The following is a 23,424-nucleotide window of genomic DNA, read 5'->3' as shown; positions in this document are numbered from 1 at the left end:
TTAGGAGCATTGCAGGACTTAGGATTAAATAAGTCCTGCTTTAGTTTGGGAAATTTAAGTTCTGTTTTACTCTGACGTGCGTTTTCGCAATATTTCCCTTACTTCCATTAAAATCTGGCCCAACATATTTTTGCCGCTGCCATCTTTACCGCAACCCCAATAGTAATCAATAGGGGAATTTTCGACTATTTCCTCATCGCCAGTAGCTAGTAAAATTTCTCTAATTTCGGGATGAGTTTCAAATTTGCGGAGTACGGCTTTTCCCATGATATCATCTTTTACTTCTTCCCAATCTTTGCGGAGGGGACGAGAGCGATCGCGCCCCATTTTTGCGGCATCTTTCGGCGTTTTTGCTTGGCGAATTTGGTCGCAATGAGCCGTTTTGGGAAACTTTTGTGCTTGAAAATAATGTTCTGTAGTGGCCCAATATTCTCCGTCTAACTCAAATCCGTGAGAGGAAAAGTTAGAAAAACAGCCGTATTCGCTGCGAGTGCTGTAAAAGTAGATAGTCATAATGTCTTCGATTTCAACCGCCCTAATAATCTTGGCACATCGTCAGCTTTACCTATCTTGATTCTCCACTATCTTCAACCGCAAATCAATATTTTCAAGATAGGCACCGATGTAAGACAGCAGGGCGTAAATAAATACGATCACCCCTACCATTTCCATAATTTCCTCAATAGAAGTCATCAAACCGTACATCAAGTTTCGCTGACCTACCGCATCTGCATAATAGCCAGTAACCATTTCCATGCCAAGTGCTCCACCGACATATATACTGCCTGCCAGTAAAAAACAATCCCTTGTTTTCCGGGGTAGGTGCAGGAGAAACTTGAGATAAGCCAGCCCAGTAACCACAACAAAAAGCGCCCCCGGAATTACCCAAATGAAGTAAAAAAATCCTCCTAAATGCAGTGCTTTTCGCAAGTCGTTAATAATTAATATTTCGTGCAAACTCAAGATTTCATCTAAACAAAAAAATACAAACATGAACCCCAGCGCTTTCCAGTGCCCAAAATAGCGATCGCCCTGCTTCTTCTTAGCAGTAGCAATAATACCTAGCCAAATCGCGCAAAACAGCAAAGTAAATGACGAGTACCACGAAGGAGAATTTATTTATGTGTTTAAATTAAATAAACTAATCCAGCGTTCTTGATAGTTGAAACCGTACCGCAGAACTTGTACGCTGCAACCAGCAACAGCAAAGAAGAGCCCCCAAATGCTCAGAGAGAAAGCAACTCTCTTCGGCGAAACAGAAATCACGAATTTCATCAACTTTTTGATAAACTAGAACAAGCAAAATCAAACTATAAAGTAAAAAGTCAAAAATCGCAAGAGCGGCGCAATCCGCCACCTCGGATTTTTATCTACAAAAAATCACCAATCACTGACAATGCACCTTCAAATTGAAACCTTCACTGTCCGCAAGCGGTTTGCGCTTACCATCAGCCGCGGTACAACAGCCCAAAGTACCAATTTATGGGTAAAATTAGCACACGAAGGCATCGAAGGCTGGGGAGAAGCATCGCCGTTTTCCACAGGTTCTCGGCCCCAAAGTACCGAAATTCTGCTAGCTGCATTGCAGGAAGTTGCACCGCTGCTAGAAAAGTTTACTCCGTTCGATCGCCAAAAAATCGAACAAGTATTAACAGAGGTCAAGTTACCCTCAGCCGCCCGCGCCGGCATAGACATGGCAATGCACGACTGGCTGGGCAAAAAAGCAGGCTTGCCGCTGTGGAAAATGTGGGGATTAGATCGATCGCGCATCGTCCCCACCTCGGTCACAATCGGCATTAATTCGCCGTCTGGTGCAAGAGAAAGAGTGCGCGATTGGTTTGGTAAAGATGCGACAGATCCAGCAAGCATCAAATACCGCGCCGTCAAAGTTAAATTAGGAAATCCCGCAGGAATCGCAGCCGACAAAGCTATGTTAATAGCAGTGCTAGACGAAGCACCAGCTAACATTAAAATCAGTGTAGATGCTAACGGCGGTTGGAGTTTGACCAGCGCGATCGAAATGTGTCGCTGGCTGGAAAAATACAAGATAAATTATGTCGAACAGCCGCTTTCACCCGTCGCCGATATGGATGAATTCTCAGAACTGTACCGTCAATCGCCTCTGCCAATTTTTGCTGATGAAAGTTGCTTTAATAGTTCCGATATACCCAAGTTAGCGCACTGCGTCCACGGCATCAATATCAAAATGATGAAGTCAGGCGGATTGACAGAAGCTATGCGGATGATTCACACAGCAAAAGCCTGCAACTTGCAAGTAATGTTCGGCTGCTATTCAGATAGCGCGATCGCAAATACAGCAGCAGCACAACTTTCACCGCTAGCTGACTATTTGGATTTGGACAGTCACTTAAATTTATTAGACGATCCTTTCACCGGTGCGATCGTCGAAAATGGGTGTTTGCTGCCAAACGGGCGATCGGGATTGGGAGTGCGGCGAGTTGAGATTGTAGAATAGAAGTAAGTAGGTAGGCGTAAATAAACTTTACCATGTAACAGAATATCAAGCTATCATAAACTTTGCGATTGCTTTCCTTCGGCTCGCGAAAGCTAAAGTTTCACTCAGTGCGTCCAGGGCTTATATACTTTCAAGCTTCATCTACTTACAGTGAATCAATGAATAAAAACTATCCCATCCAAAATGGCAAAGTGGCTATCTTGTTCCACGAGGGAATTCTCGGCCCTTCCGGGAAAACAGGTTTAGCATTTTTGCGCTACAGCGAAGCACAAATTGTGGCAGTAATAGACCGCCAATGTGCAGGACAATCTTTACCTGAATTAACTGGCCTTGCTCAACAAGTACCGATAGTTGCTTCCGTTGCAGAAGCACTGCAATTTGCGCCGGATATTCTGCTAATTGGTATCGCTCCTTCCGGGGGTGTTTTGCCTGGGGAATGGCTGCCAGAAATTAATCAAGCGGTAGCAGCAGGTTTGTCAGTTGTCAACGGTTTGCACGCGAAACTTGCACCTTTGGTAACAGTTCCGTTAACCGAAAATCAATGGATTTGGGACGTGCGTCAGGAACCGAAATCTGTCGGTGCGATCGCCTCTGCTGCTGCTGCTAAATTAAGTTGTCGCCGCGTATTAACCGTCGGCACAGATATGAGCGTTGGCAAAATGTCAACCAGTCTGGAACTCAATCGCATTTGCTTACAGCGGGGTTTGCGTTCCCAATTTTTGGCAACCGGTCAAACGGGTTTAATGATTGGAAATGAAGGCATTCCTTTGGATGCAGTGCGAGTTGATTTTGCGGCTGGTGCTGTCGAACAAATGGTTATAAAATTGGGTTCTGAATGCGATATTCTGCACGTAGAAGGGCAAGGTTCGCTATTGCATCCGGGTTCGACGGCGACTCTGCCGCTGTTGCGGGGTTCGCAGCCAACTCACTTAATTTTAGCCCACAGAGCCGGACAAACTAGCATTCGCAATCACCCGCACGTATCGATTCCCAGGTTATCAAAAGTGGTCGAATTGTACGAAATGTTAGCTGCTGCTGCGGGTGCTTTTGCAGGGGGAAAAGTGAGCGCGATCGCCCTCAACACTCATCACTTAAATGAGGCAGATGCGCTGTTAGCAATAGCTGAAGTTCAAGCAGAAACGGGATTGCCTTGTACCGATGCGGTAAGGTTTGGCGCGGAGGTTTTGTGGGAGGCGATCGACAGTTGATATGCTACAATCAACACCAACCAGCAAATAGCTACATAAAACTATGACACAAAGCATTCAAGCAAAAACACTGACCATGCACGATGTCAAAACAAAATTTAACTTCCAACTTTGTGAAGACGAGCAATTCTTCCGGGAGTGGATTGACGATTTACCAGAAATTACTAATGAAGAAAAGCGATATCTAGACAAAGTAAAGGCTGGCTATACTAACAGTGCCGACCACTCCATGATAGAAGATACCGTGAAAATGGTGGTACTTGCTCCATTGCTCTTTTTAGCAGATTTATACCTGAATCCGTTTCATATAGAAGCAGAAAAATCGGTGGAACTTGTCACCGTGGATGAAGGTATACTTGTCAGAGGAAGTATTGATGTTCTGCTTTTAATTGAATCTTTTTGGGTTGTGGCGATCGAAGCGAAGCGAGCACAATATTCCGTTGAAGCTGGACTTCCTCAGTTACTATTTTATATGCTGAATGACCCCAGTCCAAAACAAGTAACCTTTGGTCTTCTGACAAATGGCAGCAGCTTTCGATTTATCAAAGTAACCAAACAAGGCACACCGCAGTATGCCGTATCTAAACTTTTCGATATTGGCAGTCCAGGCAACGAACTTTACGAAGTTTTTCGCATTTTGAAGCGGCTAGCTGGTATAATTTCCAGTGACAGCAGTTATACTTAAATACACCATCTGGAACTCGACTCTGAAAATAAGAATAAATTTACTAAAGCTCATTTTATGGAATCATAATGAATGAAAGTTTTTTTTCGTTGCCGTCTGAATGCACTATCCGCCCGGCCTCAGCTCAAGACATCAAATCAATTAGAAAGTTAGTGTGGAGCGCAAGACTCGATCCAACTCAGTTACGCTGGCAGCAATTCTGGGTAATCGAATGCGAGGGAAAATTGGCAGCTTGCGGGCAGTTGCGGAACTTTGCGGGCGCGCAAGAATTGGGCAGTTTGGTGGTGGCGAAAGATTGGCGCGATCGAGGTTTGGGAAGCTACCTCACAAAATATTTAATTCAACAAGCTACAGAACCGCTATATTTAGAATGTTTGGGAAAGCGGCTCGCATCATTTTATACTCGCTTTGGGTTCGTAGAAGTTTCCGTACAAGAATTGCCGCAGTCGCTTAAATTCAAGTTCGGTTTGTCTCAATTAGCTAAAACTTTATTCAGAATTCCTGTAACAATTATGCAGTATCAAGCAGGTTGTCTATAATTATGACTTTTATGAATTTAAGATTCTGAATTTATGAATGGATTTTAAGTTCGACCTGTTCAATAATTGAATAACAGGGTGCGATCGACCTGCATCGATCAAAAACTCGTACCGCCTCCTGATATCTGCGTAAGTCTCGATCGCCTATTTTCTATTTCTAAAGAGGTAGGTACAAATCAATATCGCATGGGGAGGGTGGGTAAGTTGCCAAGTTTACTTGCTTATATCATAGATGCGCTTACGGGCCCCTAATGGCGCACAGGGTGTCAGAAAACGAGTTTTTAGGGGTTTGGTGCGTAAGTCACCGACTAGATATGTATGGATATTCCGGATTGGGCGATCGAGACAGCGTAAGTTCATAATTCACTGTTCGCGGTAGTCCAGTTGGCTAAATTGGCACAGCTACACGCCTGATAGGTAGGTCAAAACCGTTGCAAAATCGTTGTTTGCAGGTTGGCGAGTGTCATGTGCCAGTACCAGACTCGGAAAGTGGACTGGCGATCGCCCCAAAGATATTCGACTCCTGGCAAATTAGTAAATGTAAAGCAAGTGAGTCACAACCCAATCAAAAAATTCAACCCAAAAATTCAACCCAAAAATAAAACATTTTCACAGCAGCAGTAATGCGGAATCAGTCAATCTCTAATGTAGCTAACAACATCTACCCTTGAGGCAAATCCCACCAACAGCTCAACAATGAAATCCTTAATTCAATACCTCGGAATTACTGGATTTATACTCCCCGCAACCGCTTCTCAAATCCCCTCAACATTTCAAAAATTCTTGGTCTTTTATCCTGATAGAATGACGGAAGGCAAGAACAATGAAATATCAAGGCAATCAATCAATCTCAACCGAGGAAATGCAGCCTCTCAAATAGCATAAACCGACAATTACACATCCATATATTTGAAAACAACAGGACTAAATATCATGTTCAACGTAGTAAAAGCTTTCGGCTCGATTTTCTCTACCCCAGGATACAGCGGCGCTAACAATATGCTCATCAAAAATTACGTCAACACCAATTTCCACTACTTCAACGAAGAAGCAGTCGTTGATGAATCGATTTACCCGAATCAAACAGGTCGCGTCCGCTTTCAAGGTAGCTGGTGGCCCGCACGTTGCGATCGCCAAATCACCCTCACACCGGGAGACACGGTTTATGTCATCGGCGTTGACAACATCACTCTGTTAGTTTCCCTCGCTCCCGCAGACTAAATCAGAGCATGAACGACCTGGTAATCAATTTCAACCAGGAAATGCTACTTTTCAAAGAGCATAAATAGGCGAGTAAAATTCAATATATATTAACACAAAAGGAGTCAAAAAATGTTCAACGTAATAAAAGCTTTCGGTTCAATTTTTTCTACTCACACCTACAGCACAGAAAACAATCTCTTAATGGATAACTACATCAACACCAATTTTAACTACTTCAACGAAGAAGCAGTCGTTGATGAATCGATTTACCCGAATCAAACAGGTCGCGTCCGCTTCCAAGGTAGCTGGTGGCCCGCACGGTGCGATGGCCAAATCACCCTCACACCGGGAGACACGGTTTATGTCATCGGCGTTGACAACATCACTCTGTTAGTTTCCCTCGCTCCTGCAGACTAAACTAGAAAGTAATCTCAACTTTTTCACTGTCAGAACCCCGACTTATTCAAGAAGTCGGGGTTCTGACTATTCTGTTTTTTAATGCCAATTTGGCGATCGCTTCCACTCCACACCTGACGCAAGACAGCAATATCTGCCTCTGTTTATTTGCCCGTAGAAATATGGCAGATAGCGTACTATAAAATGGCATTTTTGAGAGCTTGTTTGTTGAGGCGATCGCCAATTTGAGATTCGCTACTTTCTCCGCTGACTGCTGCTTGTTCTGATGCCTTTTTGCGCTTGTCGATTTCGGCCCTCGGCAACGACAATTTTTTCTCAATCTACTCGTTTAGCATTTAGCTTTTATCTATTTCACTCTCCTCATCTTTCTGCAACGCAGCCAAGATTTGAAAGCACAGCCGGAGCAGAAAGAGCAGAAATCCTGCTTGGGGATTGAGCCAGGTGGCAATACCCACTACGCTAAACTCGATTACTTTGAGCCATTTTTTCTTATTTGAACTCTTCATGTTGGTCATCTTCGTTGAAACTCTCAACAATCTGCCAAATGCAAGATAGGAGGCTGGTTTTAGATACGATCGCCTACCGCTCAGGTTATGTACAAGTTTGTTCAAGTTACGATCGCGTCGCTATAATTGGAGAAACCTGAAACCACTACATGACAGAACGTACCGGGCGATCTCTGAGGTTATCGCCAACTCAAGTGAAAAACGCGGACAACGCATTAACAAAATTTGGTAGCAAATCCGATTTGGCTGCTCAATTAAAGATGTCGCGTACTACCATCAACAAATTTTTCAAAGGTGAACCTGTTCAGCGCCAGCAGTTTCTTTGCATCTGCAAAAAGCTCAAACTGAAATGGGAACCCGATGATGAACTCGTTCAGCAGAAAGGTAAACCACCGAGTTCACTCTCAGATCCGCCTGCTGAGAGCGAGAAAGATGACATTGATGCGTTGGTTCAGCAGGTACGATCGCGCCTCCACGATGACATCCAACGGTTGCACGGCACCATGCCGCTTTGGGAAATCGATCGTTGCGTGCCGTTGGGTGACTTGTTTGTGGATGTCAATATTCTGGAGGAACTCAGTAGTAGTCGTAAATCGGAATTGGATGACTTGTGGCAGGACTTCAGCCAAAATCCCAGCTACCGCAGTTTGGATCGCATTGGTTTGGGCAAAGAGCTAAAAGGGGTATCAGGTTTAGAGGTGCTGGCAAAGAATGCGAACCTGATGGTAGTGGGCAAACCGGGTTCGGGAAAGACCACATATTTGCAGCGAGTGGTGATGGAGTGCAACGCAGGTAATTTACAAGCGCACCGGATTCCGGTTTTGATTAAACTGCGAGATTTTGTCGAGGATGGGCGTGAGGTTGCCTACTCGCTAGAGCGTTATCTAGAGCGGTGCTGGCGGTTATCGGATGCCGAAACTCAATTGGCGTTAGATCGAGGTCGGGCGCTGGTGCTGCTGGATGGGTTGGATGAAGTGACGGGAGAAGATGGGAAGAACATCGCCAAGGAAATCAAGCGGTTTGCTCGCACTTATCCGCAGGTGCAGGTAATTGTGACGTGTCGAACGCAGAGTCAGGAATCGCGGTTTGAGCGGTTTGATTATGTGGAGGTGGCGGATTTTAACGAGCCGCAGGTGCGGGCTTTTGCCCAACATTGGTATAAGGCGGTGATGGGCGAGGAGTCGGGGGGACTGGCAAAAGCCAAGGAGTTTCTCGGGCTGCTCTTTTTGGAGGAGAATAAGCCGATTCGGGAGTTAGCAATTACGCCGATTTTGCTGAGTTTGACTTGTGCGGTGTTTCACCACAAGGGAAAGTTTTACTCGAAGCGTTCCAAGCTTTATGAAGAAGGGTTGGAGTTATTGCTAGAGCAGTGGGACGAACGTAGGGGAATCGAGCGAGATGAAATTTATCGCGATTTGTCAGTAGAGCGAAAGCTAGAATTATTGAGCTTTCTGGCAGTGAAGAAGTTTGAAAAAGAGCAATATGTGCTATTTGAGCAGGCAGAAATTGAGGAGTATATTGCGGAGTTTTTGGGGATTGGGCAGCGGGATAGTCGGGCGGTGTTGAGGGCGATGGAAGCGCAGCATGGATTGTTGATTGAGCGCTCGCAAAAAATATGGTCTTTTTCGCATCTAACTTTTCAAGAATATTTAGTCGCTCTAAACTTTAGCTGCAAAGACAAGCGAGGAGAAGCATTGATCTGGTATCTTTATGAAAAAAAATGGGAACAAGTTATCCTACTGTTCTCTGAAAAAATATTTAATATCGATGATTTTGCTCTCTTACTAAAGTGCAGTATTGATGAATCGGTCTCTAGGTATGACAGATTACAGGTTCTTCTGAAGTGGATATCTCAAAAATCATCAAATACTTCTAGCTGCTATTCTAGAACAACTCTTCGTAGCTTTTATCTCAGCCTACTAACACTTATCAACACCATTGATGAATTAGAAGCCCCTGGGCTTTCAAACTGGTTCTTGGGAGATTTTAGCGCTCTCTTATCAAAATTGGATGACAGGATTGAGCTCCATGTTTATCACAACTCTGAAAATGGATTTTGGCTGGGTAATCCCTCTGGTTCTCTACAAGGAGAACCCGCCTTAGACCGAGACCTCTGCCATGCTCGTGCTCATGCTTCGCTCTTAGGGCGTGCTTTTCGTTTAGATGAGGTTAGGTATGCAGCAGAAAAGAATGACTGGATGTTGCACCAAAATGAGGAGGACTTTGAGTTCTTTCATAGTCTTGATGATGCTTGTTTCTATGAGATCGCAGAGGATCTATACAGAGCGAGAGAGTTTTGCGAGGAAAATGACTGGAAAAACTTAAGCTTGGAGCTATCTCAGCTCTACGAGCAAAGTCCTATAGGTATTTACGATAACTGGGAAGAATATCGGCAATGGTGTAGGGACGATAGTGAAGCTTGGGCAGATAAACTAAGGATATTTTCCATAAAATATCGTAAGATTGACTATCACTGGCAGCTAACAGAGCGAGACTGGTCTGTACTTTTGGCTTACATTTATGCAAATCGAATTTTAATTGATTGTCTTAAAGGTAACTCGGAAAAAATTAGTAAGCCTCTCGAACTATTTATTATGGAAACTCTTTTGATTCCCTACTCGGAACTTGAAGCTATAGCTGATGCGACAAAGGCAATCCCTTAAATTGAATAAAAACGCAAACATGAAAAAGCTGAGTAGGTAATTTGCTGGCAGAGAATTATAACGAGTGCGAGTATAAACGTTAATGCAAATTATCCTGGAATTCCCGATCGCCTCGGCGAACAACTGCAACAACTGGGCGATCGCCTCCCAGAAGCCATCGATCGCGCACTCCAGCAACTCACCCCCCCAGAGACGATCGCCAAATCGTCGAACTATTCGATCGCCATAAATCCAGCACTCTCTCCCAATCGGAAGCAGTCGAATTCGATCGATACTTGCTGCTAGAACCTTGGGTGCGCTTAACCAAAGCTCATGCTTGCAAACACTTACAGACAGCAGCATGAGTTATGTATCAGCCACTTTGCGTCAGTTAGTGACTCAACGCGCCCGATCGCAATGCGAGTATCGATCTAGAAAACATTGCTATTATCGATCGCCATAACTCGAGCGATACAATATACCTGAAAAAAGAACTTAAATATCCAGCGATACGTTCAGCATCTCTTATCTAATTTCGGCAGGGTTTATTTCAATAAATCGTGCCTTGAGTATGCTTAAATAAGTTGAGACACATACTAGCCATATTGAAACCAGTGAACTTTCAATCAGTCATTGCCACCTTAAACAAATTCTGGAGCGATCGAGGCTGCCTGATCGCCCAATCTTACGACACAGAAAAAGGTGCAGGAACCATGAATCCCCACACCTTTCTCAGAGCAATTGGCCCCGAACCTTGGTCAGTCGCCTACATCGAACCCTGTCGCCGCCCCACCGACGGACGCTACGGCGAAAATCCCAACCGCTTCCAACATTACTATCAATATCAAGTTTTAATTAAACCCTCTCCTCCCAACATCCAAGACATCTATTTAGACTCCCTCAGAGCATTAGGAATTCGCCCAGAAGACCACGATATTCGCTTCGTAGAAGACAACTGGGAATCGCCTACCCTCGGAGCTTGGGGCGTCGGCTGGGAAGTCTGGCTCGACGGCATGGAAATCACCCAATTTACCTACTTTCAACAGTGCGGTAGCATTGACTGTCGCCCCGTCTCCATTGAAATTACCTACGGACTAGAACGCCTAGCAATGTATCTCCAAGAAGTCGATGCGATGACGAAAATTCAGTGGAAAGATGGCATCACTTACGGCGACGTTCACCTGCAAGGAGAAATAGAACAGTGTACTTATAACTTTGAAGCTTCCAATCCGGAATTGCTGTTTACTTTATTTGGATTGTACGAGCAAGAAGCAGAACAATTGACAAAAAAAGGATTGGTTTTGCCTAGTCTTGATTATGTGTTAAAATGTTCTCACACTTTCAATTTACTCGATGCTAGAGGTGTGATTTCGGTAACTGAAAGAACTCGGTATATCACCAAAATTCGCAATTTGGCGCGGCGAGTGGCTCAGCTTTATTTGGAACAGCGCGAAAAGCTGGGTTTCCCTTTAGAAAAAGCTGTAAAAGTTTGAGTTTGAGTTGGATTGTGGGGCGGGCATCTTGCCTGCCTTAAGAACGGGCAAGATGCCCGTTCCACAAAGAGTGAGTTGGATTGGGGGGCGGGCATCTTGCCTGCCTTAAGAACGGGCAAGATGCCCGTTCCACGAAAGCCATATTTTTAATTAATTAAATGCCTAATTATTCTGAAAATAATACAGAAACAAATCCTCAACTGCGAATTGATAATGTTAGTTTAAAAACACCGATCGCCTCAAGTCATTTGTTGGAAAATATATCATTTCAGGTACACAAGGGATCTCGCGTGGCAATTGTTGGCCCTTCAGGTGCCGGCAAAACAACGCTGTTGCGGTTGCTAAATCGCCTCAGCACTCCCACCAGCGGCTCGATTTATCTGGAAAATACAGAATATCGCCAAATACCTGCGATCGAACTCCGCAGACAAATCACCCTCATCCTGCAAGAATCGAAGCTTTTGGGAATGTCGGTGCGAGAAGCATTGGCTTATCCTTTGAAGCTGCGCGGCGTAACTGCATCAAACATTGCTGAGAGAGTTAGCGGGGCGATCGAACAACTGCATATACCCCAAGAATGGCTCGATCGCAGCGAATTCCAGCTTTCCACAGGCCAAAAACAGCTAGTGGCGATCGCCCGCGGCATCATCCTGCAACCAAAAATCTTGCTTTTAGACGAGCCAACATCCGCCCTAGACGCAGGAAAAGCCGCCCACCTTTTGCAAGTATTGACACAGCTAACAAACGGCCAAACCACCATTGTAATGGTAAACCATCAATTAGAATTAGCCGAGCAATTTAGCACGCGAATTCTGCATTTACAGCGCGGAAAGCTCATCGAAGATTTGCCCTCTCATCAAATAAATTGGGTGCAACTGCGGCAAAATTTAATCCAAGCAGAAGCAGAAGCCGAACAAGAATGGTGAACAAGTTAAAAAATATTTTCTGCGACTAGATACGCGGTGTAAATCCCCAAACCTTCTTCTAAAGTTGCGCCTAAAGCTGCTTGAATCTCTCTGAGAGAAGCGTTGGTGATTTGTATGTCCCAAACTGCCATGAAAGCGCCGAGAATTGTTCCCATGACGCCGAGCCACGTTTTTCAGAGAAGGCGATCGCTCTGCTGTAGAATTCCACTTGTATTTGCCATTAGTTTAACCTCTGCTTGCGTAATTAATTTGGATGTTTTAACCGCAGAGGGCACAGAGGGCACAGAGAAAGAGAAGATAAGAGGGAAAGAGAGAAGTTTACAAATTGCTGAGGATTGCTAGAGATACAGTCAGATATTAGCTTTGGGAATCTTGTTTAATGTTGGCTTTTGTGCTTTTACACTAAATCCCTAGTGCGGAATTAAACCCATTTTTTGATAAAGTGGTCGGACTATGTTTTTTAAAGCTGGCAACTGTTTGGTAAAAACTATCGAGCCTAAAACACAAACTATACCTCCAATGATGACTGTATTGGGAGCGCCGATATAATTTGCCAATCCGCCGGCAACTAAATTCCCAAACGGTGTCACTCCAAAAAATGCCATCGTGTATATGCTCATCACTCTTCCGCGTTTGTCATCTTCCACAATTGTTTGCAAAAATGTGTTTCCTCCTGCAAATTGCAAAATGAAACCAAACCCCACGAACAACATCATGATTAAAGACAGCCACAAGACGTGGGACAAACCAAAACCTATCAGCCCGAGTCCCATAATTGCCGGTGAAATCGCAATCCATTTGCCGAGGCCAACTACACTTTTGCGCGAAATCAAATAAATCGCCCCCCCAAAGGCTCCGACTCCCGAAGCAGCCATCAAAAAGCCGAGGGTTTGTGCGTCGCCTTGCAGAACTTTGGTTGCAAAAATCGGGACTAAAACTGTGTGGGACATTCCCGCAAAACTTACTAATGCTAATAGCAGTAAAATTGCTCGAATCGGGGGAAACCCGAAGGCATAAACGAATCCTTCTTTTAATCTTTGTAAGGGTTTGGTATTAGTGGCGGCAATTTTACGGGCTTTGATCTTCATCGCTAATAAGCCTGCAATTACAGCGATGTAGCTGAGTCCGTCAATGAGAAAGCAATAACTTGGGCCGACTGTAGCTATTAGCAAACCTGCAATTGCTGGGCCGATTAATCTGGCGCCGTTGAACATGGAAGCGTTGAGGGCGATCGCATTTGCTAAATCTTCTTTCTTTTCCACGAGTTCGGGCACAAAAGCTTGCCGTGCGGGCGCGTCAAAGGCGTTAATTGCGCCTTGGAAGAAACTCAGTACCATGATCTGCCAAATGTTAACGACTCCCGTTAGCGCTAAAAATGCTAGCGCTAAGGATTGAACCATTGCTAATATTTGAGTGGCAATTATGACTCGGTGGCGGTTCCAGCGATCGATCAAAACTCCTGCAAAAGGCAGTAAAATTAATGTGGGAATTTGACTTGTAAATCCCACCACGCCGAGCATCCAAGGCGAATCGCTCAAATTGTACACAAGCCAAACAGTAGCGACTTGCGTCATCCAACTGCCAATCAGTGAGAGGCCTTGTCCTGCAAAAAACAGGCGATAATTTCTCGATCGCAGCGCGGGAGGAATTTGTATGGTTTTGATTTTTGCTAGTAGATTCATGCGAGATTACGGCTAGAGCAATCCTATTTGATTTGTAAACATTTTTTAGGGGTAGCACCCCTGGGCTTACCCCTAATTAGCGAAGGGCAACCATCGGGGGACTGCCCCTAGACTCTATTATTACGAATTATTGAGAATTGCGATATGAGCCGAAGGTTCTATTTTACAACTCCCGAAAACCCGGATTTGAGTATTGTTAGATTTTTGCCCGCAGCAAAACGATCGCAACAGTTAAATTTTTCTGTCGCGATCGCTTGATTAACGAGAAATTCCTTCCCCGAACTCTTCCCTCAATTAATGCTTAATAACCAAGTACCGAGGTAACGCAGCAAGGGAACGTCACCGGGGGTGCGGATGCGGACGTTGAAATGGTACATTCCGCCGGGAGATGGGTTTCTGACGTTGGAGAGTACAACCTCAACATTGTTGCCGGCGGCAATTGGTTCTGTGGGATAAATTTCTATGAAACGATTTTCTTTGTCCCAGATTACTTCTTGCAATTGGATTGTTTTGTCTTTGACGCGGACTTTAATGTCTTTTTGGTCGAATTCGCCTTTGTAGTAGTCTGGATAGGATATGTTCAGTTGGGCGATCGCCAAACTTACTTTTTTGGAAGGAATTCGCAGCCGATATCTATCGCCACTCATCCCGGCTGTACCGTAATCCAAGCGATAGTTTAATTGGTTGCCGCGATCGGGGCCGCCGAAAATCGTCAATCCTGGCATGGACTGGGCTAAACTGATGGCGGGCAACCCAGTCAGCAAGCAACTTGTCACCGCTAATGCTGAAAATAATCGTCTCATAATCACTCCTCTTACCAAAATTACGATGGAACCTTAAATATTTACTGCGGGCAATTTGCTATGAATGTCTTTAATATACCGACTGTCTCGGCTATTCGATCGGCAGGAGCGATCGCTGGCTGGCTGAGGTCAATTATTTTTTGGGTAATTTGGGTAATACTGACAACAGACATTTAAACTACAGAATTACTCAGCAGTAAAGTGTATCATACCCTGACGCAAATTTCACAGTTTAGCGGAGTTCAATCTATAAAAGAAGTTAAAGAAGCGGCCCTCCTTGTGGCGATCGGCTTTACTATCAACGTGAGAAGTAAGCCAGCGATTGAAATCGCGCCTACACTTGCCTCTCCTGGGCCTCCGCAGACTGGGAAATTGGAGCCAGCCAGCGATTGAAATCGCGCCTACACTTGCCTCTCGTCCGCCAAGGCGGACTGGGAAATTTGAGTTTCAACCTGCGAAGGCAGGTTTTGTCTATGTAGACGCGGTTTCAACCGCCCTGTCTATGTCTGTCGATATCTGTCTATGTCAACGTGGTTGAAACCCCCAGACAAGGGTTAACTAGAATCAAGGAGAGTTCATGAAATTAGCGATCGCAAAAGAAATAGCAGCAGGGGAACGCCGGGTGGCTTTAGTACCCGACGCTGTAGCCCGATTAGTCAAACAGGGCGTCGAAGTTTGGGTTGAGGCCGGTGCCGGCGCACAATCCTTTTTCTCGGATCTTGCTTACGAAGAAGCGGGAGCTCAGGTTGTCGCCGATACCGCTAGGCTGTGGGGCGAAGCCGATGTCGTCGTGAAAATCGGGGCCCTGCAAGAATCAGAAGTTCATCAACTCCGGGAAGGAGGCGTTTTCATCGGATTTTTGAATCCTCTGGGAGATCCAGCTTTAGTGCAGCGTTTAGCCGATCGCAAAGTAACGGCATTCAGCATGGAAATGATCCCGCGCACCAGCCGCGCTCAAAGCATGGATGCGCTGTCATCTCAGGGTAACGTCGCCGGTTACAAAGCGGTACTGATCGCAGCCGCAGCTTTGCCAAAGTATTTTCCGATGCTGACAACGGCGGCGGGTACAATTCGCCCCGCGAAAGTATTGGTAATGGGTGTGGGCGTTGCTGGCTTACAGGCGATCGCCACGGCGCGTCGTTTGGGTGCGGTAGTCGAAGCCTTCGACATCCGCCCGGAAACAAAAGAACAAGTGCAAAGTTTGGGCGCTAAATTCCTTGATGTCGAACTCAAGGAAGAAACCGTCGCCGCCGGAGGCTACGCTAAAGAATTATCAGAAGCCGCCAAAGAATACACCCGCCAAGTGCTCACCCAACACGTCAGCGCTTCCGATGCAGTTATTACAACGGCTCAAGTTCCTGGCAGAAAAGCACCTATTTTAGTTACTAGAGAAATGGTTTCTCAAATGAAGCCCGGATCGGTAATTGTTGACCTCGCGGGCGAACAAGGCGGCAATTGCGAATGCACGGAAGCGGGGAAAGATGTTGAATGGAACGGCGTTAATGTCATCGGGCCGATTAATGTGCCTTCGTCGATGCCGGTACACGCTAGCGAAACTTACTCGAAGAATATCTCCTCTTTACTTCAGTTGATGGTGAAAGATAAGGAACTCAATTTGAATTTTGAAGACGATATCATTGCTGGTGCTTGTGTTGCCCGCGACGGTGAAATTAGCAACCAGCGAGTTCGCGATGCTTTGGCAGCTCAGGCTTCAGCAGTCAGTTAGATTCTGTCGTTATGAGGCAAAGTCCGGCAAGGGTTGAAACCCCTGCCTCAAAGCTCAAGTCCTCTTAAGAGGACTGAAGAACTGATTAAATATCTCCCAAAAAGGCTTTTTTTGTTTGGTGACTAGGGCCAGATCCCCCTAGCCCCCCTTCTTAAGGGGGGAACAAGAAGTATTCAAAGTCCCCCTTCTTAAGGGGGATTTAGGGGGATCGAGACTCGGCAACAAACGAGAGATATAAAGGACTTTAGCGTTAATTTCACACCAATTTCCAATTACCAATTACCAATTGTTATGGCAGAAGGATTGATTGCAGGTTTAGTGGTGTTTACTCTGGCGTCGTTTGTGGGATTTGAAGTAATTAATAAAGTCCCACCGACGCTGCACACACCTTTGATGTCGGGATCGAATGCGATTTCGGGAATTGCGGTTTTAGGTGCAATTCTGATTTCTGGCCAAGGCAATGTGACTGTTACTTCGATTTTGGGGACGATCGCGATCGCCCTGGCCACAATTAACGTTGTCGCCGGTTTCTTAGTAACCGATCGAATGCTGCAAATGTTCAAGAAAAAAGAGGTTAAAGCGTGAGCGATTTTCTGCCCAGTGGCATTCAACTAGGTTATTTAGTTGCCGCATCTTTGTTTATTATCGGTTTGAAACAGTTGGGTTCTCCTGCAACCGCGCGTCAAGGGAATGTGTTAGCTGCGATCGGGATGTTAATTGCGATCGTCGGTACTTTGCTGGAAAAGCAAGTAGTCAGCTACGAATTGATTGCTGTCGGAATTATCGTCGGTTCCATTTTGGGAACGATTATGGCGAATACCGTGGCGATGACGGATATGCCGCAGATGGTGGGTTTGCTTAACGGTTTCGGGGGCGCCGCTTCTGCACTCGTTGCTGTGGGCGAATTCTGGCGCTATCTCAGCATCCCGGAATCGCCTGCGCCTGATGCGACAATCACGATCCTTTTGGGTGTGTTGATTGGCGGAATTACTTTCACTGGTAGCCTTGTGGCGTTTGCGAAACTGCAAGAATTGCTACCGGGTGCGCCAATGACGTTTCCGCTGCAACAGCCGTTTAATGCCATGCTGGCGATCGCACTTTTAGCCGGCAGTGGTTATATGCTGACGAACCCGGAAAATGTGCCGGTATTCCTCGGTTTGGTGGCGATTTCAAATATTCTGGGAATCATGTTTGTGCTCCCGATTGGCGGCGGCGATATGCCGGTGGTGGTGTCGCTGCTTAACTCTTATTCGGGGATTGCGGCGAGTGTGGCTGGGTTCATTTTGATGAACAATATGCTGATTATCGCTGGTGCATTGGTGGGCGCGTCGGGGATTATTTTGACGCAAATCATGTGCAAGGGGATGAATCGATCGCTTTCTAGTGTGCTGTTTAGCGCGTTTGGTAGCGGTGGCGGTAGTGCTGCGGCTGCTGCTGGGGCTGCTGGTGCTACTGACAAAACTGTTCGCAGCATCAATCTCGAAGAAAGTGCGATGATGTTGGGTTATGCGCGATCGGTTGTAATTATTCCCGGTTACGGAATGGCTGTAGCGCAAGCACAGCACGCCGTGCGCGAGTTAGCCGACGGTTTGGAAAAAATGGGTGTTGACGTGAAATACGCGATTCACCCGGTGGCTGGGCGGATGCCTGGGCACATGAATGTGCTGTTGGCGGAAGCAAACGTGCCTTATCCGCAGTTGTACGATATGGACGACATCAATCCGCAGTTTGAAGAAACGGATGTGGCGTTGGTGATTGGTGCGAATGATGTGGTGAATCCGGCGGCGCGTCACGATACGGCGAGCCCGATTTATGGGATGCCGATTTTGGAGGTTGATAAGGCCAAGCATACGATCGTGATTAAGCGCGGGATGAGTGCTGGTTTTTCCGGTGTAGATAATGAGTTGTTCTACAAGGATAAGACGATGATGTTGTTTGGTAGCGCTAAGGATGTGGTTGCCAAATTGGTTTCTGAGGTGAAGCAGTTGTAGGATTTTTTAACCGTAGATGAACGCGGATTAACGCGGATGATTAAACCCGGTTTCTTGGAGAAACCGGGTTTTTGTTGGGGTTTTGTTTTGATATCAATATTCTTCAGTCTCAAGCGAGAGGGACTTCGTTTTACAAGAAGCGATTGAAATCGCCGAGTCTTATAAGCTAATAGTTTGTATGTAGCCGATTCTTGACTTCAGAAGGATCTGCTGTCTCAAAAAATAGTTCTAGCGCTTCGATGAGATTTTGTCGCGCTTCTTCTATATTGTCACCTTGGCTGGCCATATCAAGTTCTGGGCAAAGGGATATATATCCGTCACCTTCTCGTTCAATAATTACTGTAAACTGTTGTGTTGACTTCATAGGAGATTGGATTGTAGGATATATAGAGGGTTGTAGTGGCTAAATAAATGAATAAGTATGCTCAAGAAATCAGAGATATACAAGCTTGTAAATGAATACATTGGAGTTTACAATGGATATATGCGTGACTTTTCTTACAAAAGTCACTACGAGTTTTATCCTTACTACTGCGACTTGGAGATTAACGTCAAAGATTATGAACCTGGCACTACAAGAGAAAAGTTCATTCGCATACTTGAAGAGGCAAGCCCGCTAGTTCAAGCTAAAATTCTAAGAGGCGTATTCAAAAAGTATCCTCTTGGATACTTTGAGGAAAAAGAGAGAGAGACAAAGCAATTAATTTACGACGAGTATCAAGGAATCATAGCAAGACTCGAATTTTCAGTGCCGGGTGTTAGCAGTGAGGTAAAAAACCTGATATTCGCGGCAAAGGGACCTAAGCATGAAATTGTCTTAGGTGATGCAATCAGGAATGAGATTAAGATTGTCAAAAATCAAGAATACTGTCTCGTATATGATAGACCACTTGTTGAAGAAGGGCTTCTATGGGAAGAGTTAGTAGACTGGTGGCGAGACCAAGAAGAACTCCATAATCTGACACGTTCTGATCAGCGTCATAACCTATTCGAGCGACTCAAAACCTCTCTGGGGGACAATCACCCAGAAAATATTTTACTTGACACGTACTACAGCTATTTTTGGGAAAAATTGAAAGAAAAACTACCAGCACTAATTCCTCAAGTGTACTTGCATTATGACCCCTATACATCGAAACAGCTCAAAGGTGTAAAACGATTAAGCCGAGAAAGAATGGATTTCCTGCTTCTTCTTCCTTACAGAAAAAACATTGTAATTGAAATAGATGGGAAGCAACACTATTCCAAAAATGACAAAGCCAACCCTCAACTATATGCAGAAATGGTTGCAGAAGATAGACGCTTAAGACTGGCAGGCTATGAATTATACAGGTTTGGTGGTTATGAGTTTTTGGATGATGCAAAGGCAAAACAAACGGTGGAAAACTTCTTTGACGACCTATTTAAGTTACACTCCATTCTCTAGGTATTAAAAAAACTCCCGCAGTGTGCGGAGGCGATGCTTGTATGGGCAAGAAGGAGGATACCAGTTTGGTCTTGGGTGTATGATCCTTCTGGGTGCAAATGATGTGCAAATTTTGCAATAATTTCCTCATTTGAATGCAGCAGATTTGGCGAATGCTTGGGCTTATGCTGAGGCACACCCAGAGGAAATTGAAGCTGCGATCGCTAGAAATGAGGAAGCCTAAAACATGGCGCGACTTTGCTATAATCTAGATAAAATAGATTCCGGCGCTCGCATTTATGACTATACAAGAATTAGAAACTCAAATCTCAACCTTAAATTCAGGCGATAAAGCAGCGGTTATAGAAATTTTACTTCAAACCTTAAGCACTGGTTCTCTAGGCATTAAAAAAACTCCTGGTGTGTGCGGCGGCGATGCTTGTATCGGCAATACTCGCATACCAGTTTGGGTACTTGTGGGTTATCGCCGTCTCGGATCTAGCGATGCTGAACTTTTGAAGTGCTATCCTCATTTGACTGCGGCTGATTTAGTCAATGCTTGGGCTTATGCTGATGCTTACCCAGAAGAAATTGAAACAGCAATCAGAGAAAATGAGGCTGCTTAAAACAAGGCGCGAATTTGCCATAACCAGACTTACGGACTCCGACAAAGAAACCGGGTTTTTAGCGAATCAGTCTGCAGCAACGAAGTATTTTATTAAAAAACCCGGTTTCTGGGCCGCCATGCGTAAGTCCTTATAAATAAATCCCCCATTGCTCCCCAGATTAGGTAAAATTATTGGCGTGTCAGAGGATAAACTATATGCGCTTGGTTAAATATATTGCGATCGCCATTATCAATGGTTTCGGTGTCGTCATCGGTATTATTTGGGTTGCAGTCCCCACAACAGTGGCTCAACCTTCCCTAAACTACCAACTCGCAATCTCTGGGCGACAGCCAGAGGCCGAAACTCCGCAATCCCTTTCCGAACTCTACAAATTGCGCGATCGGCTCAAAGTACAATTAGATAACCTTGCCAAAACTCCCGACAGCGCCCCGTTTCCGGCAGAAGTTTGGAAATCAGCAATCCACCGCCAGCAATCCCAAACTCTGACGCAGCAACTCCAAAACGTTCAAAGTCAGATTCAAATAGAAGAAAGAGCCAAATATAATTGGGACGATGCTGCTAAATTAGCGGCCCAAGCAGTCTTAATTGGACGCACTTCTAATCCTTCTTCTGCTACTTGGGAACAGTCCCAGCGGATGTGGCAGTTGGCTATCAATACACTGCGACTCATTCCTCACGAATCTTTTTTGGCCGATCGGGCGATCGACAAAACCATCGAATACCAAGGAAACCTCAGTGTCGCTACCTATCAGATGCAAGTTGCACGTTCTGTGGAGAAAGTTAGAGCTGAGGAAGAACAGATAAGAGAGCGAGCCCGCAAAGAGCAAGAGAAAAAAGAATTTGCTCGTCGAGAAAGAGAGAGAAAAGAGCAAGAGAAAAAAGACCGGGCTAGAAAAGAACTTGAAAGGCAAGAATTCCAAAGGCAAGAATTAGCCAGGAAAGAGCTTGAAAGGCAAGAATCAGCCAGGAAAGAACTTGAGAGGCAAGAATTCCAAAGGCAAGAGTTAGCCAGGAAAGAACTTGAAAGGCAAGAATTCCAAAGGCAAGAGTTAGCCAGACAAGAACTTGAAAGGCAAGAAGCAGCCAGACAAGAACTTGAAAGACAAGAACTTGAAAGGCAAGAGTTAGCCAGAAAAGAAGTTGAAAGACAAGAACTTGAAAGGCAAGAGTTAGCCAGACAAGAACTTGAAAGACAAGAGTTAGCCAGACAAGAATTAGCCAGACAAGAACTTGAAAGACAAGAGTTAGAGAGAAATCAGCAAGCAACTTCTCAACCCACTCCTGAACCAACTGCAACACCAACTTCCGCCCCAGTTACGCCGGCTGCATCCCCGCCGAACTTTTTGTTTGTGGGAGATACTAACAGAGATGGCCAAATTAACGAGCAAGACGACGCCGGAAAAGAACAATGGTCTTTGTCCAAGGGCGCGCTAATTTCATTTAACGATCGCAATAACGATCGCGGCAAGATACCGACTTGGAAACAAACCAAAGTTAGCGCTCCTCGCCGTGCAGCAATGCTTTCTCAAGTTAACTTAACACTGTCTGAAAACTTCAAAACCTCTCAATTATTTATCACTGCTGACAGCATTGCTAGCCCTCACATCAGCGTTTTTCAGAAGACGGGCGACGGCTGGCAACCTGTAGATATATCCGGTGCTAAACCTCTAGTTTTTAGCAAGAATATTGTTTTAGGTGTGGAAGCAAAACAATTTGCCGATCGCAATTGGAACGGCACTGTTAATCTCAAAGCAACTGCCCAAAACAACGGTCAAGAAATCGCCTCCACAACAATCCAAATGGGCGTTAGTCCTTGGATGATAGCGCCCAATACAGCACCAGTAACCGAAGTTCAGGTCAGCGACAGAGGCGCGGTAAACAGCGAATTTATCTCGCAACTAAAACGAGCAGTAGAACCCACGGGCGCTAAAGTAAAAATTCTCCAGGGCGATCGCACTTGGATGCAAGATACCCAGAAAAACGGATACGTTCAACTCCCCGAAAAATCGGACATACGCCAGTTTAATGTCACCCTAAAAAGCAATAGCGAACCAGAGAAAAACCCGCCTGTTAAATCAACTCAAGACCGGGATTTGAAAGTATTTAAAATTGGCAATCCTCGTTCTTTAGATCCTGTAAGTCAGTGGTCTGACGGATACGGCAATTTGCAGGTGACACCGCCGATTCCAGGACACCCAATGGGTCGAGTTTATTACGGGAATTCTGGAAATGCTAGTTTTAATCCAGAGGTACTTGATTTTATTCAAGCTCAGAGAATTCAAGGGCCGCCAGTGGATATTGATACTTCTTGGCTTCTGACTCGCCAAGTCGATGAAATTATCAATTTTATTCCCACTCAAACTCCCGGACGATATGTAATGGCGATCGCCAGTCCTGAAGCCGGAGTTAAGCTATTGGAAGATTTGGAGGGAAGAGGTTACGGCGATGTGACGCTCAATCGTGGTTTGAGCACTCAAACAACTGTCAGCGCCGCCTTGAAAAACCGTGCTTTAATTCAACACAATCTCTATTTGCAAAATCAGAAACTTAATCCGATTATAGAGAAGTTGAAAAGAGAGTTTTTACTCGGAGACGACCAAATTATTCAAGTTCCGGTGATGTTTGGCTACAGCGGTTATGCTTGGTGGCCAAATATGGTCAATTCGGTGCCTGTTAACGGCAAGTTGTTAGTTTCAAATCCGCGCGGGCCAATGATTGAGGGTGTAGATTACACTCAGGAAAGATTGCGCCAACTGCTGCTTCCTGCTGGCGTCAGCGTTAGTTTTCTGGATGACAGGTATTATCAAGAATTGAAAGGAAACGTGCAGTCGGCGACGAATACTGTGAGGAAGCCAGAAGAGCGGCCTTTTTGGCAGTCTTTGCCTAATAATGGAGCCCCGTAGTAATTTGCGATCGCAATTTGTACTTAATATTTACGGAAAATTGGTAAATTGCGATCGCCCCAGCAGATATATTTCTCGATAGACACGGACGGCATTTTCTCAAGAGCCGTGCCGTATGGGTGCTGTGCAGGCGATCGCACCAGTAACGTAAAATGTCTAAAAGCGGTCTTTGTAAAATAAATTTAGCCCC

The 23,424-nt window shown here is 45.2% G+C and carries 26 protein-coding genes; 17 read left to right on the top strand and 9 right to left on the bottom strand.

Features of this window, described 5'->3' with window-relative positions:
• Nucleotides 1–66: 66 nt before the first annotated feature.
• Both ybiA and D0A37_RS03065 read right to left on the bottom strand, forming a co-directional pair.
• Entirely contained in the window at nucleotides 67–513 is a 447-nt protein-coding gene (gene ybiA / locus D0A37_RS03070; RefSeq protein WP_242720907.1) for a riboflavin biosynthesis intermediates N-glycosidase, read from the bottom strand.
• 48 nt (nucleotides 514–561) lie between these two features.
• Nucleotides 562–1,086 (bottom strand): DUF8692 domain-containing protein, encoded by a 525-nt coding sequence (locus D0A37_RS03065; protein ID WP_242720903.1) that lies wholly within the window; start codon nucleotides 1,084–1,086, stop codon nucleotides 562–564.
• Between the two features lie 310 nt (nucleotides 1,087–1,396).
• On the opposite strand from D0A37_RS03065, the gene D0A37_RS03060 reads away from it, so the two are divergent.
• The 7 genes from D0A37_RS03060 to D0A37_RS03030 all read left to right on the top strand — a co-directional run bounded on the left by D0A37_RS03060 (nucleotide 1,397) and on the right by D0A37_RS03030 (nucleotide 6,528).
• On the top strand, nucleotides 1,397–2,476 hold the full coding sequence (locus D0A37_RS03060; RefSeq protein WP_242720900.1) for a mandelate racemase/muconate lactonizing enzyme family protein: 1,080 nt from the start codon (nucleotides 1,397–1,399) through the stop codon (nucleotides 2,474–2,476).
• A 158-nt stretch (nucleotides 2,477–2,634) separates the two neighbouring features.
• Nucleotides 2,635–3,684 carry an N-acetyltransferase DgcN family protein gene (locus D0A37_RS03055; protein WP_242720897.1) on the top strand — a complete coding sequence of 350 codons (1,050 nt, stop codon included), beginning with the start codon at nucleotides 2,635–2,637 and terminating at the stop codon, nucleotides 3,682–3,684.
• Between the two features lie 43 nt (nucleotides 3,685–3,727).
• On the top strand, nucleotides 3,728–4,369 hold the full coding sequence (locus tag D0A37_RS03050; protein ID WP_242720895.1) for a type I restriction endonuclease: 642 nt from the start codon (nucleotides 3,728–3,730) through the stop codon (nucleotides 4,367–4,369).
• 68 nt (nucleotides 4,370–4,437) lie between these two features.
• A complete protein-coding gene (locus tag D0A37_RS03045) occupies nucleotides 4,438–4,908 on the top strand; it encodes a GNAT family N-acetyltransferase (protein WP_242720892.1) in 471 nt (156 codons plus the stop codon).
• Nucleotides 4,909–4,986: 78 nt separating this feature from the next.
• Nucleotides 4,987–5,160: a hypothetical protein gene (locus D0A37_RS03040; protein ID WP_242720889.1), complete on the top strand. Its 174-nt coding sequence runs from the start codon at nucleotides 4,987–4,989 to the stop codon at nucleotides 5,158–5,160.
• Between the two features lie 681 nt (nucleotides 5,161–5,841).
• Nucleotides 5,842–6,129: an NfeD family protein gene (locus D0A37_RS03035; protein ID WP_242720886.1), complete on the top strand. Its 288-nt coding sequence runs from the start codon at nucleotides 5,842–5,844 to the stop codon at nucleotides 6,127–6,129.
• A gap of 111 nt (nucleotides 6,130–6,240) precedes the next feature.
• Nucleotides 6,241–6,528 (top strand): NfeD family protein, encoded by a 288-nt coding sequence (locus D0A37_RS03030; RefSeq protein ID WP_242720883.1) that lies wholly within the window; start codon nucleotides 6,241–6,243, stop codon nucleotides 6,526–6,528.
• A gap of 176 nt (nucleotides 6,529–6,704) precedes the next feature.
• Here the strand turns inward: D0A37_RS03030 and D0A37_RS28870 are convergent, their stop codons facing one another.
• Nucleotides 6,705–6,836 (bottom strand): hypothetical protein, encoded by a 132-nt coding sequence (locus D0A37_RS28870; RefSeq protein ID WP_278187148.1) that lies wholly within the window; start codon nucleotides 6,834–6,836, stop codon nucleotides 6,705–6,707.
• A gap of 27 nt (nucleotides 6,837–6,863) precedes the next feature.
• Complete coding sequence (locus D0A37_RS03025) at nucleotides 6,864–7,043, bottom strand: hypothetical protein (RefSeq protein ID WP_242720880.1); 180 nt, start codon at nucleotides 7,041–7,043, stop codon at nucleotides 6,864–6,866.
• Nucleotides 7,044–7,183: 140 nt separating this feature from the next.
• Here D0A37_RS03025 and D0A37_RS03020 point away from each other — a divergent pair, with 140 nt between their 5' ends.
• From D0A37_RS03020 to D0A37_RS03005, 4 genes are all read left to right on the top strand, one after another.
• A complete protein-coding gene (locus D0A37_RS03020) occupies nucleotides 7,184–9,697 on the top strand; it encodes an NACHT domain-containing protein (protein ID WP_242720877.1) in 2,514 nt (837 codons plus the stop codon).
• Nucleotides 9,698–9,779: 82 nt separating this feature from the next.
• Entirely contained in the window at nucleotides 9,780–9,926 is a 147-nt protein-coding gene (locus D0A37_RS03015; protein ID WP_242720874.1) for a hypothetical protein, read from the top strand.
• Nucleotides 9,927–10,290: 364 nt separating this feature from the next.
• Nucleotides 10,291–11,169: a glycine--tRNA ligase subunit alpha gene (glyQ, locus tag D0A37_RS03010; RefSeq protein WP_242720870.1), complete on the top strand. Its 879-nt coding sequence runs from the start codon at nucleotides 10,291–10,293 to the stop codon at nucleotides 11,167–11,169.
• A gap of 158 nt (nucleotides 11,170–11,327) precedes the next feature.
• Complete coding sequence (locus tag D0A37_RS03005; RefSeq protein ID WP_242720867.1) at nucleotides 11,328–12,095, top strand: ABC transporter ATP-binding protein; 768 nt, start codon at nucleotides 11,328–11,330, stop codon at nucleotides 12,093–12,095.
• A 5-nt stretch (nucleotides 12,096–12,100) separates the two neighbouring features.
• On the opposite strand, the gene D0A37_RS03000 is transcribed toward D0A37_RS03005, so the two are convergent.
• The 4 genes from D0A37_RS03000 to D0A37_RS28865 form a co-directional block, all read right to left on the bottom strand.
• Nucleotides 12,101–12,250, bottom strand: coding sequence for a hypothetical protein (locus D0A37_RS03000; RefSeq protein ID WP_242720864.1), 150 nt, complete (start codon nucleotides 12,248–12,250; stop codon nucleotides 12,101–12,103).
• A gap of 255 nt (nucleotides 12,251–12,505) precedes the next feature.
• A complete protein-coding gene (locus D0A37_RS02995) occupies nucleotides 12,506–13,777 on the bottom strand; it encodes an MFS transporter (RefSeq protein WP_242720861.1) in 1,272 nt (423 codons plus the stop codon).
• 290 nt (nucleotides 13,778–14,067) lie between these two features.
• Nucleotides 14,068–14,580: a DUF2808 domain-containing protein gene (locus D0A37_RS02990; RefSeq protein ID WP_242720858.1), complete on the bottom strand. Its 513-nt coding sequence runs from the start codon at nucleotides 14,578–14,580 to the stop codon at nucleotides 14,068–14,070.
• A 41-nt stretch (nucleotides 14,581–14,621) separates the two neighbouring features.
• Nucleotides 14,622–14,753 (bottom strand): hypothetical protein, encoded by a 132-nt coding sequence (locus tag D0A37_RS28865; protein WP_278187147.1) that lies wholly within the window; start codon nucleotides 14,751–14,753, stop codon nucleotides 14,622–14,624.
• A 404-nt stretch (nucleotides 14,754–15,157) separates the two neighbouring features.
• On the opposite strand from D0A37_RS28865, the gene D0A37_RS02985 reads away from it, so the two are divergent.
• From D0A37_RS02985 to D0A37_RS02975, 3 genes are all read left to right on the top strand, one after another.
• Nucleotides 15,158–16,306 carry a Re/Si-specific NAD(P)(+) transhydrogenase subunit alpha gene (locus D0A37_RS02985; RefSeq protein WP_242720855.1) on the top strand — a complete coding sequence of 383 codons (1,149 nt, stop codon included), beginning with the start codon at nucleotides 15,158–15,160 and terminating at the stop codon, nucleotides 16,304–16,306.
• A gap of 291 nt (nucleotides 16,307–16,597) precedes the next feature.
• Nucleotides 16,598–16,891, top strand: a complete 294-nt coding sequence (locus D0A37_RS02980) for an NAD(P) transhydrogenase subunit alpha part 2 (RefSeq protein ID WP_106150865.1) — start codon at nucleotides 16,598–16,600, stop codon at nucleotides 16,889–16,891.
• On the top strand, nucleotides 16,888–18,297 hold the full coding sequence (locus tag D0A37_RS02975; RefSeq protein ID WP_242720852.1) for an NAD(P)(+) transhydrogenase (Re/Si-specific) subunit beta: 1,410 nt from the start codon (nucleotides 16,888–16,890) through the stop codon (nucleotides 18,295–18,297). The genes D0A37_RS02980 and D0A37_RS02975 overlap by 4 nt, the downstream gene beginning before the upstream one ends.
• A 166-nt stretch (nucleotides 18,298–18,463) precedes the next feature.
• On the opposite strand, the gene D0A37_RS02970 is transcribed toward D0A37_RS02975, so the two are convergent.
• Nucleotides 18,464–18,661, bottom strand: a complete 198-nt coding sequence (locus D0A37_RS02970) for a type II toxin-antitoxin system HicB family antitoxin (RefSeq protein ID WP_242720849.1) — start codon at nucleotides 18,659–18,661, stop codon at nucleotides 18,464–18,466.
• A gap of 57 nt (nucleotides 18,662–18,718) precedes the next feature.
• On the opposite strand from D0A37_RS02970, the gene D0A37_RS02965 reads away from it, so the two are divergent.
• The 3 genes from D0A37_RS02965 to D0A37_RS02950 all read left to right on the top strand — a co-directional run bounded on the left by D0A37_RS02965 (nucleotide 18,719) and on the right by D0A37_RS02950 (nucleotide 23,234).
• Nucleotides 18,719–19,723 (top strand): putative endonuclease domain-containing protein, encoded by a 1,005-nt coding sequence (locus D0A37_RS02965; RefSeq protein ID WP_242720846.1) that lies wholly within the window; start codon nucleotides 18,719–18,721, stop codon nucleotides 19,721–19,723.
• A gap of 278 nt (nucleotides 19,724–20,001) precedes the next feature.
• The gene (locus tag D0A37_RS02955) at nucleotides 20,002–20,328 is read left to right on the top strand and encodes a DUF433 domain-containing protein (RefSeq protein WP_242720843.1); all 327 of its coding nucleotides are present in this window, start codon (nucleotides 20,002–20,004) and stop codon (nucleotides 20,326–20,328) included.
• 197 nt (nucleotides 20,329–20,525) lie between these two features.
• Nucleotides 20,526–23,234 carry a protein-arginine deiminase family protein gene (locus tag D0A37_RS02950; protein WP_242720840.1) on the top strand — a complete coding sequence of 903 codons (2,709 nt, stop codon included), beginning with the start codon at nucleotides 20,526–20,528 and terminating at the stop codon, nucleotides 23,232–23,234.
• Nucleotides 23,235–23,424: the final 190 nt, after the last annotated feature.

Source organism: Microcoleus vaginatus HSN003 (genome assembly GCF_022701255.1).
Lineage (GTDB): Bacteria > Cyanobacteriota > Cyanobacteriia > Cyanobacteriales > Microcoleaceae > Microcoleus > Microcoleus vaginatus_B.
The sequence above is the reverse complement of the archived record's forward strand: the minus strand, read 5'-3'. Positions and strand labels throughout refer to the sequence as shown.

Bases quoted from the DNA above. Each gene is read 5' to 3' on its own strand.
- D0A37_RS03005 (WP_242720867.1), top strand. From the start codon at position 11,328: ATGCCTAATTATTCTGAAAATAATACAGAAACAAATCCTCAACTGCGA.
- D0A37_RS02970 (WP_242720849.1), bottom strand. From the start codon at position 18,661: ATGAAGTCAACACAACAGTTTACAGTAATTATTGAACGAGAAGGTGAC.
- D0A37_RS03050 (WP_242720895.1), top strand. From the start codon at position 3,728: ATGACACAAAGCATTCAAGCAAAAACACTGACCATGCACGATGTCAAA.
- D0A37_RS03020 (WP_242720877.1), top strand. From the start codon at position 7,184: ATGACAGAACGTACCGGGCGATCTCTGAGGTTATCGCCAACTCAAGTG.
- D0A37_RS03030 (WP_242720883.1), top strand. From the start codon at position 6,241: ATGTTCAACGTAATAAAAGCTTTCGGTTCAATTTTTTCTACTCACACC.
- D0A37_RS03015 (WP_242720874.1), top strand. From the start codon at position 9,780: ATGCAAATTATCCTGGAATTCCCGATCGCCTCGGCGAACAACTGCAAC.
- D0A37_RS02965 (WP_242720846.1), top strand. From the start codon at position 18,719: ATGCTCAAGAAATCAGAGATATACAAGCTTGTAAATGAATACATTGGA.
- ybiA (WP_242720907.1), bottom strand. From the start codon at position 513: ATGACTATCTACTTTTACAGCACTCGCAGCGAATACGGCTGTTTTTCT.
- D0A37_RS03055 (WP_242720897.1), top strand. From the start codon at position 2,635: ATGAATAAAAACTATCCCATCCAAAATGGCAAAGTGGCTATCTTGTTC.
- D0A37_RS28865 (WP_278187147.1), bottom strand. From the start codon at position 14,753: ATGTCTGTTGTCAGTATTACCCAAATTACCCAAAAAATAATTGACCTC.
- D0A37_RS02985 (WP_242720855.1), top strand. From the start codon at position 15,158: ATGAAATTAGCGATCGCAAAAGAAATAGCAGCAGGGGAACGCCGGGTG.
- D0A37_RS03035 (WP_242720886.1), top strand. From the start codon at position 5,842: ATGTTCAACGTAGTAAAAGCTTTCGGCTCGATTTTCTCTACCCCAGGA.
- D0A37_RS02995 (WP_242720861.1), bottom strand. From the start codon at position 13,777: ATGAATCTACTAGCAAAAATCAAAACCATACAAATTCCTCCCGCGCTG.
- D0A37_RS03025 (WP_242720880.1), bottom strand. From the start codon at position 7,043: ATGACCAACATGAAGAGTTCAAATAAGAAAAAATGGCTCAAAGTAATC.
- D0A37_RS03000 (WP_242720864.1), bottom strand. From the start codon at position 12,250: ATGGGAACAATTCTCGGCGCTTTCATGGCAGTTTGGGACATACAAATC.
- D0A37_RS02980 (WP_106150865.1), top strand. From the start codon at position 16,598: ATGGCAGAAGGATTGATTGCAGGTTTAGTGGTGTTTACTCTGGCGTCG.
- D0A37_RS02990 (WP_242720858.1), bottom strand. From the start codon at position 14,580: ATGAGACGATTATTTTCAGCATTAGCGGTGACAAGTTGCTTGCTGACT.
- D0A37_RS02955 (WP_242720843.1), top strand. From the start codon at position 20,002: ATGACTATACAAGAATTAGAAACTCAAATCTCAACCTTAAATTCAGGC.
- D0A37_RS02950 (WP_242720840.1), top strand. From the start codon at position 20,526: ATGCGCTTGGTTAAATATATTGCGATCGCCATTATCAATGGTTTCGGT.
- D0A37_RS03060 (WP_242720900.1), top strand. From the start codon at position 1,397: ATGCACCTTCAAATTGAAACCTTCACTGTCCGCAAGCGGTTTGCGCTT.
- D0A37_RS03045 (WP_242720892.1), top strand. From the start codon at position 4,438: ATGAATGAAAGTTTTTTTTCGTTGCCGTCTGAATGCACTATCCGCCCG.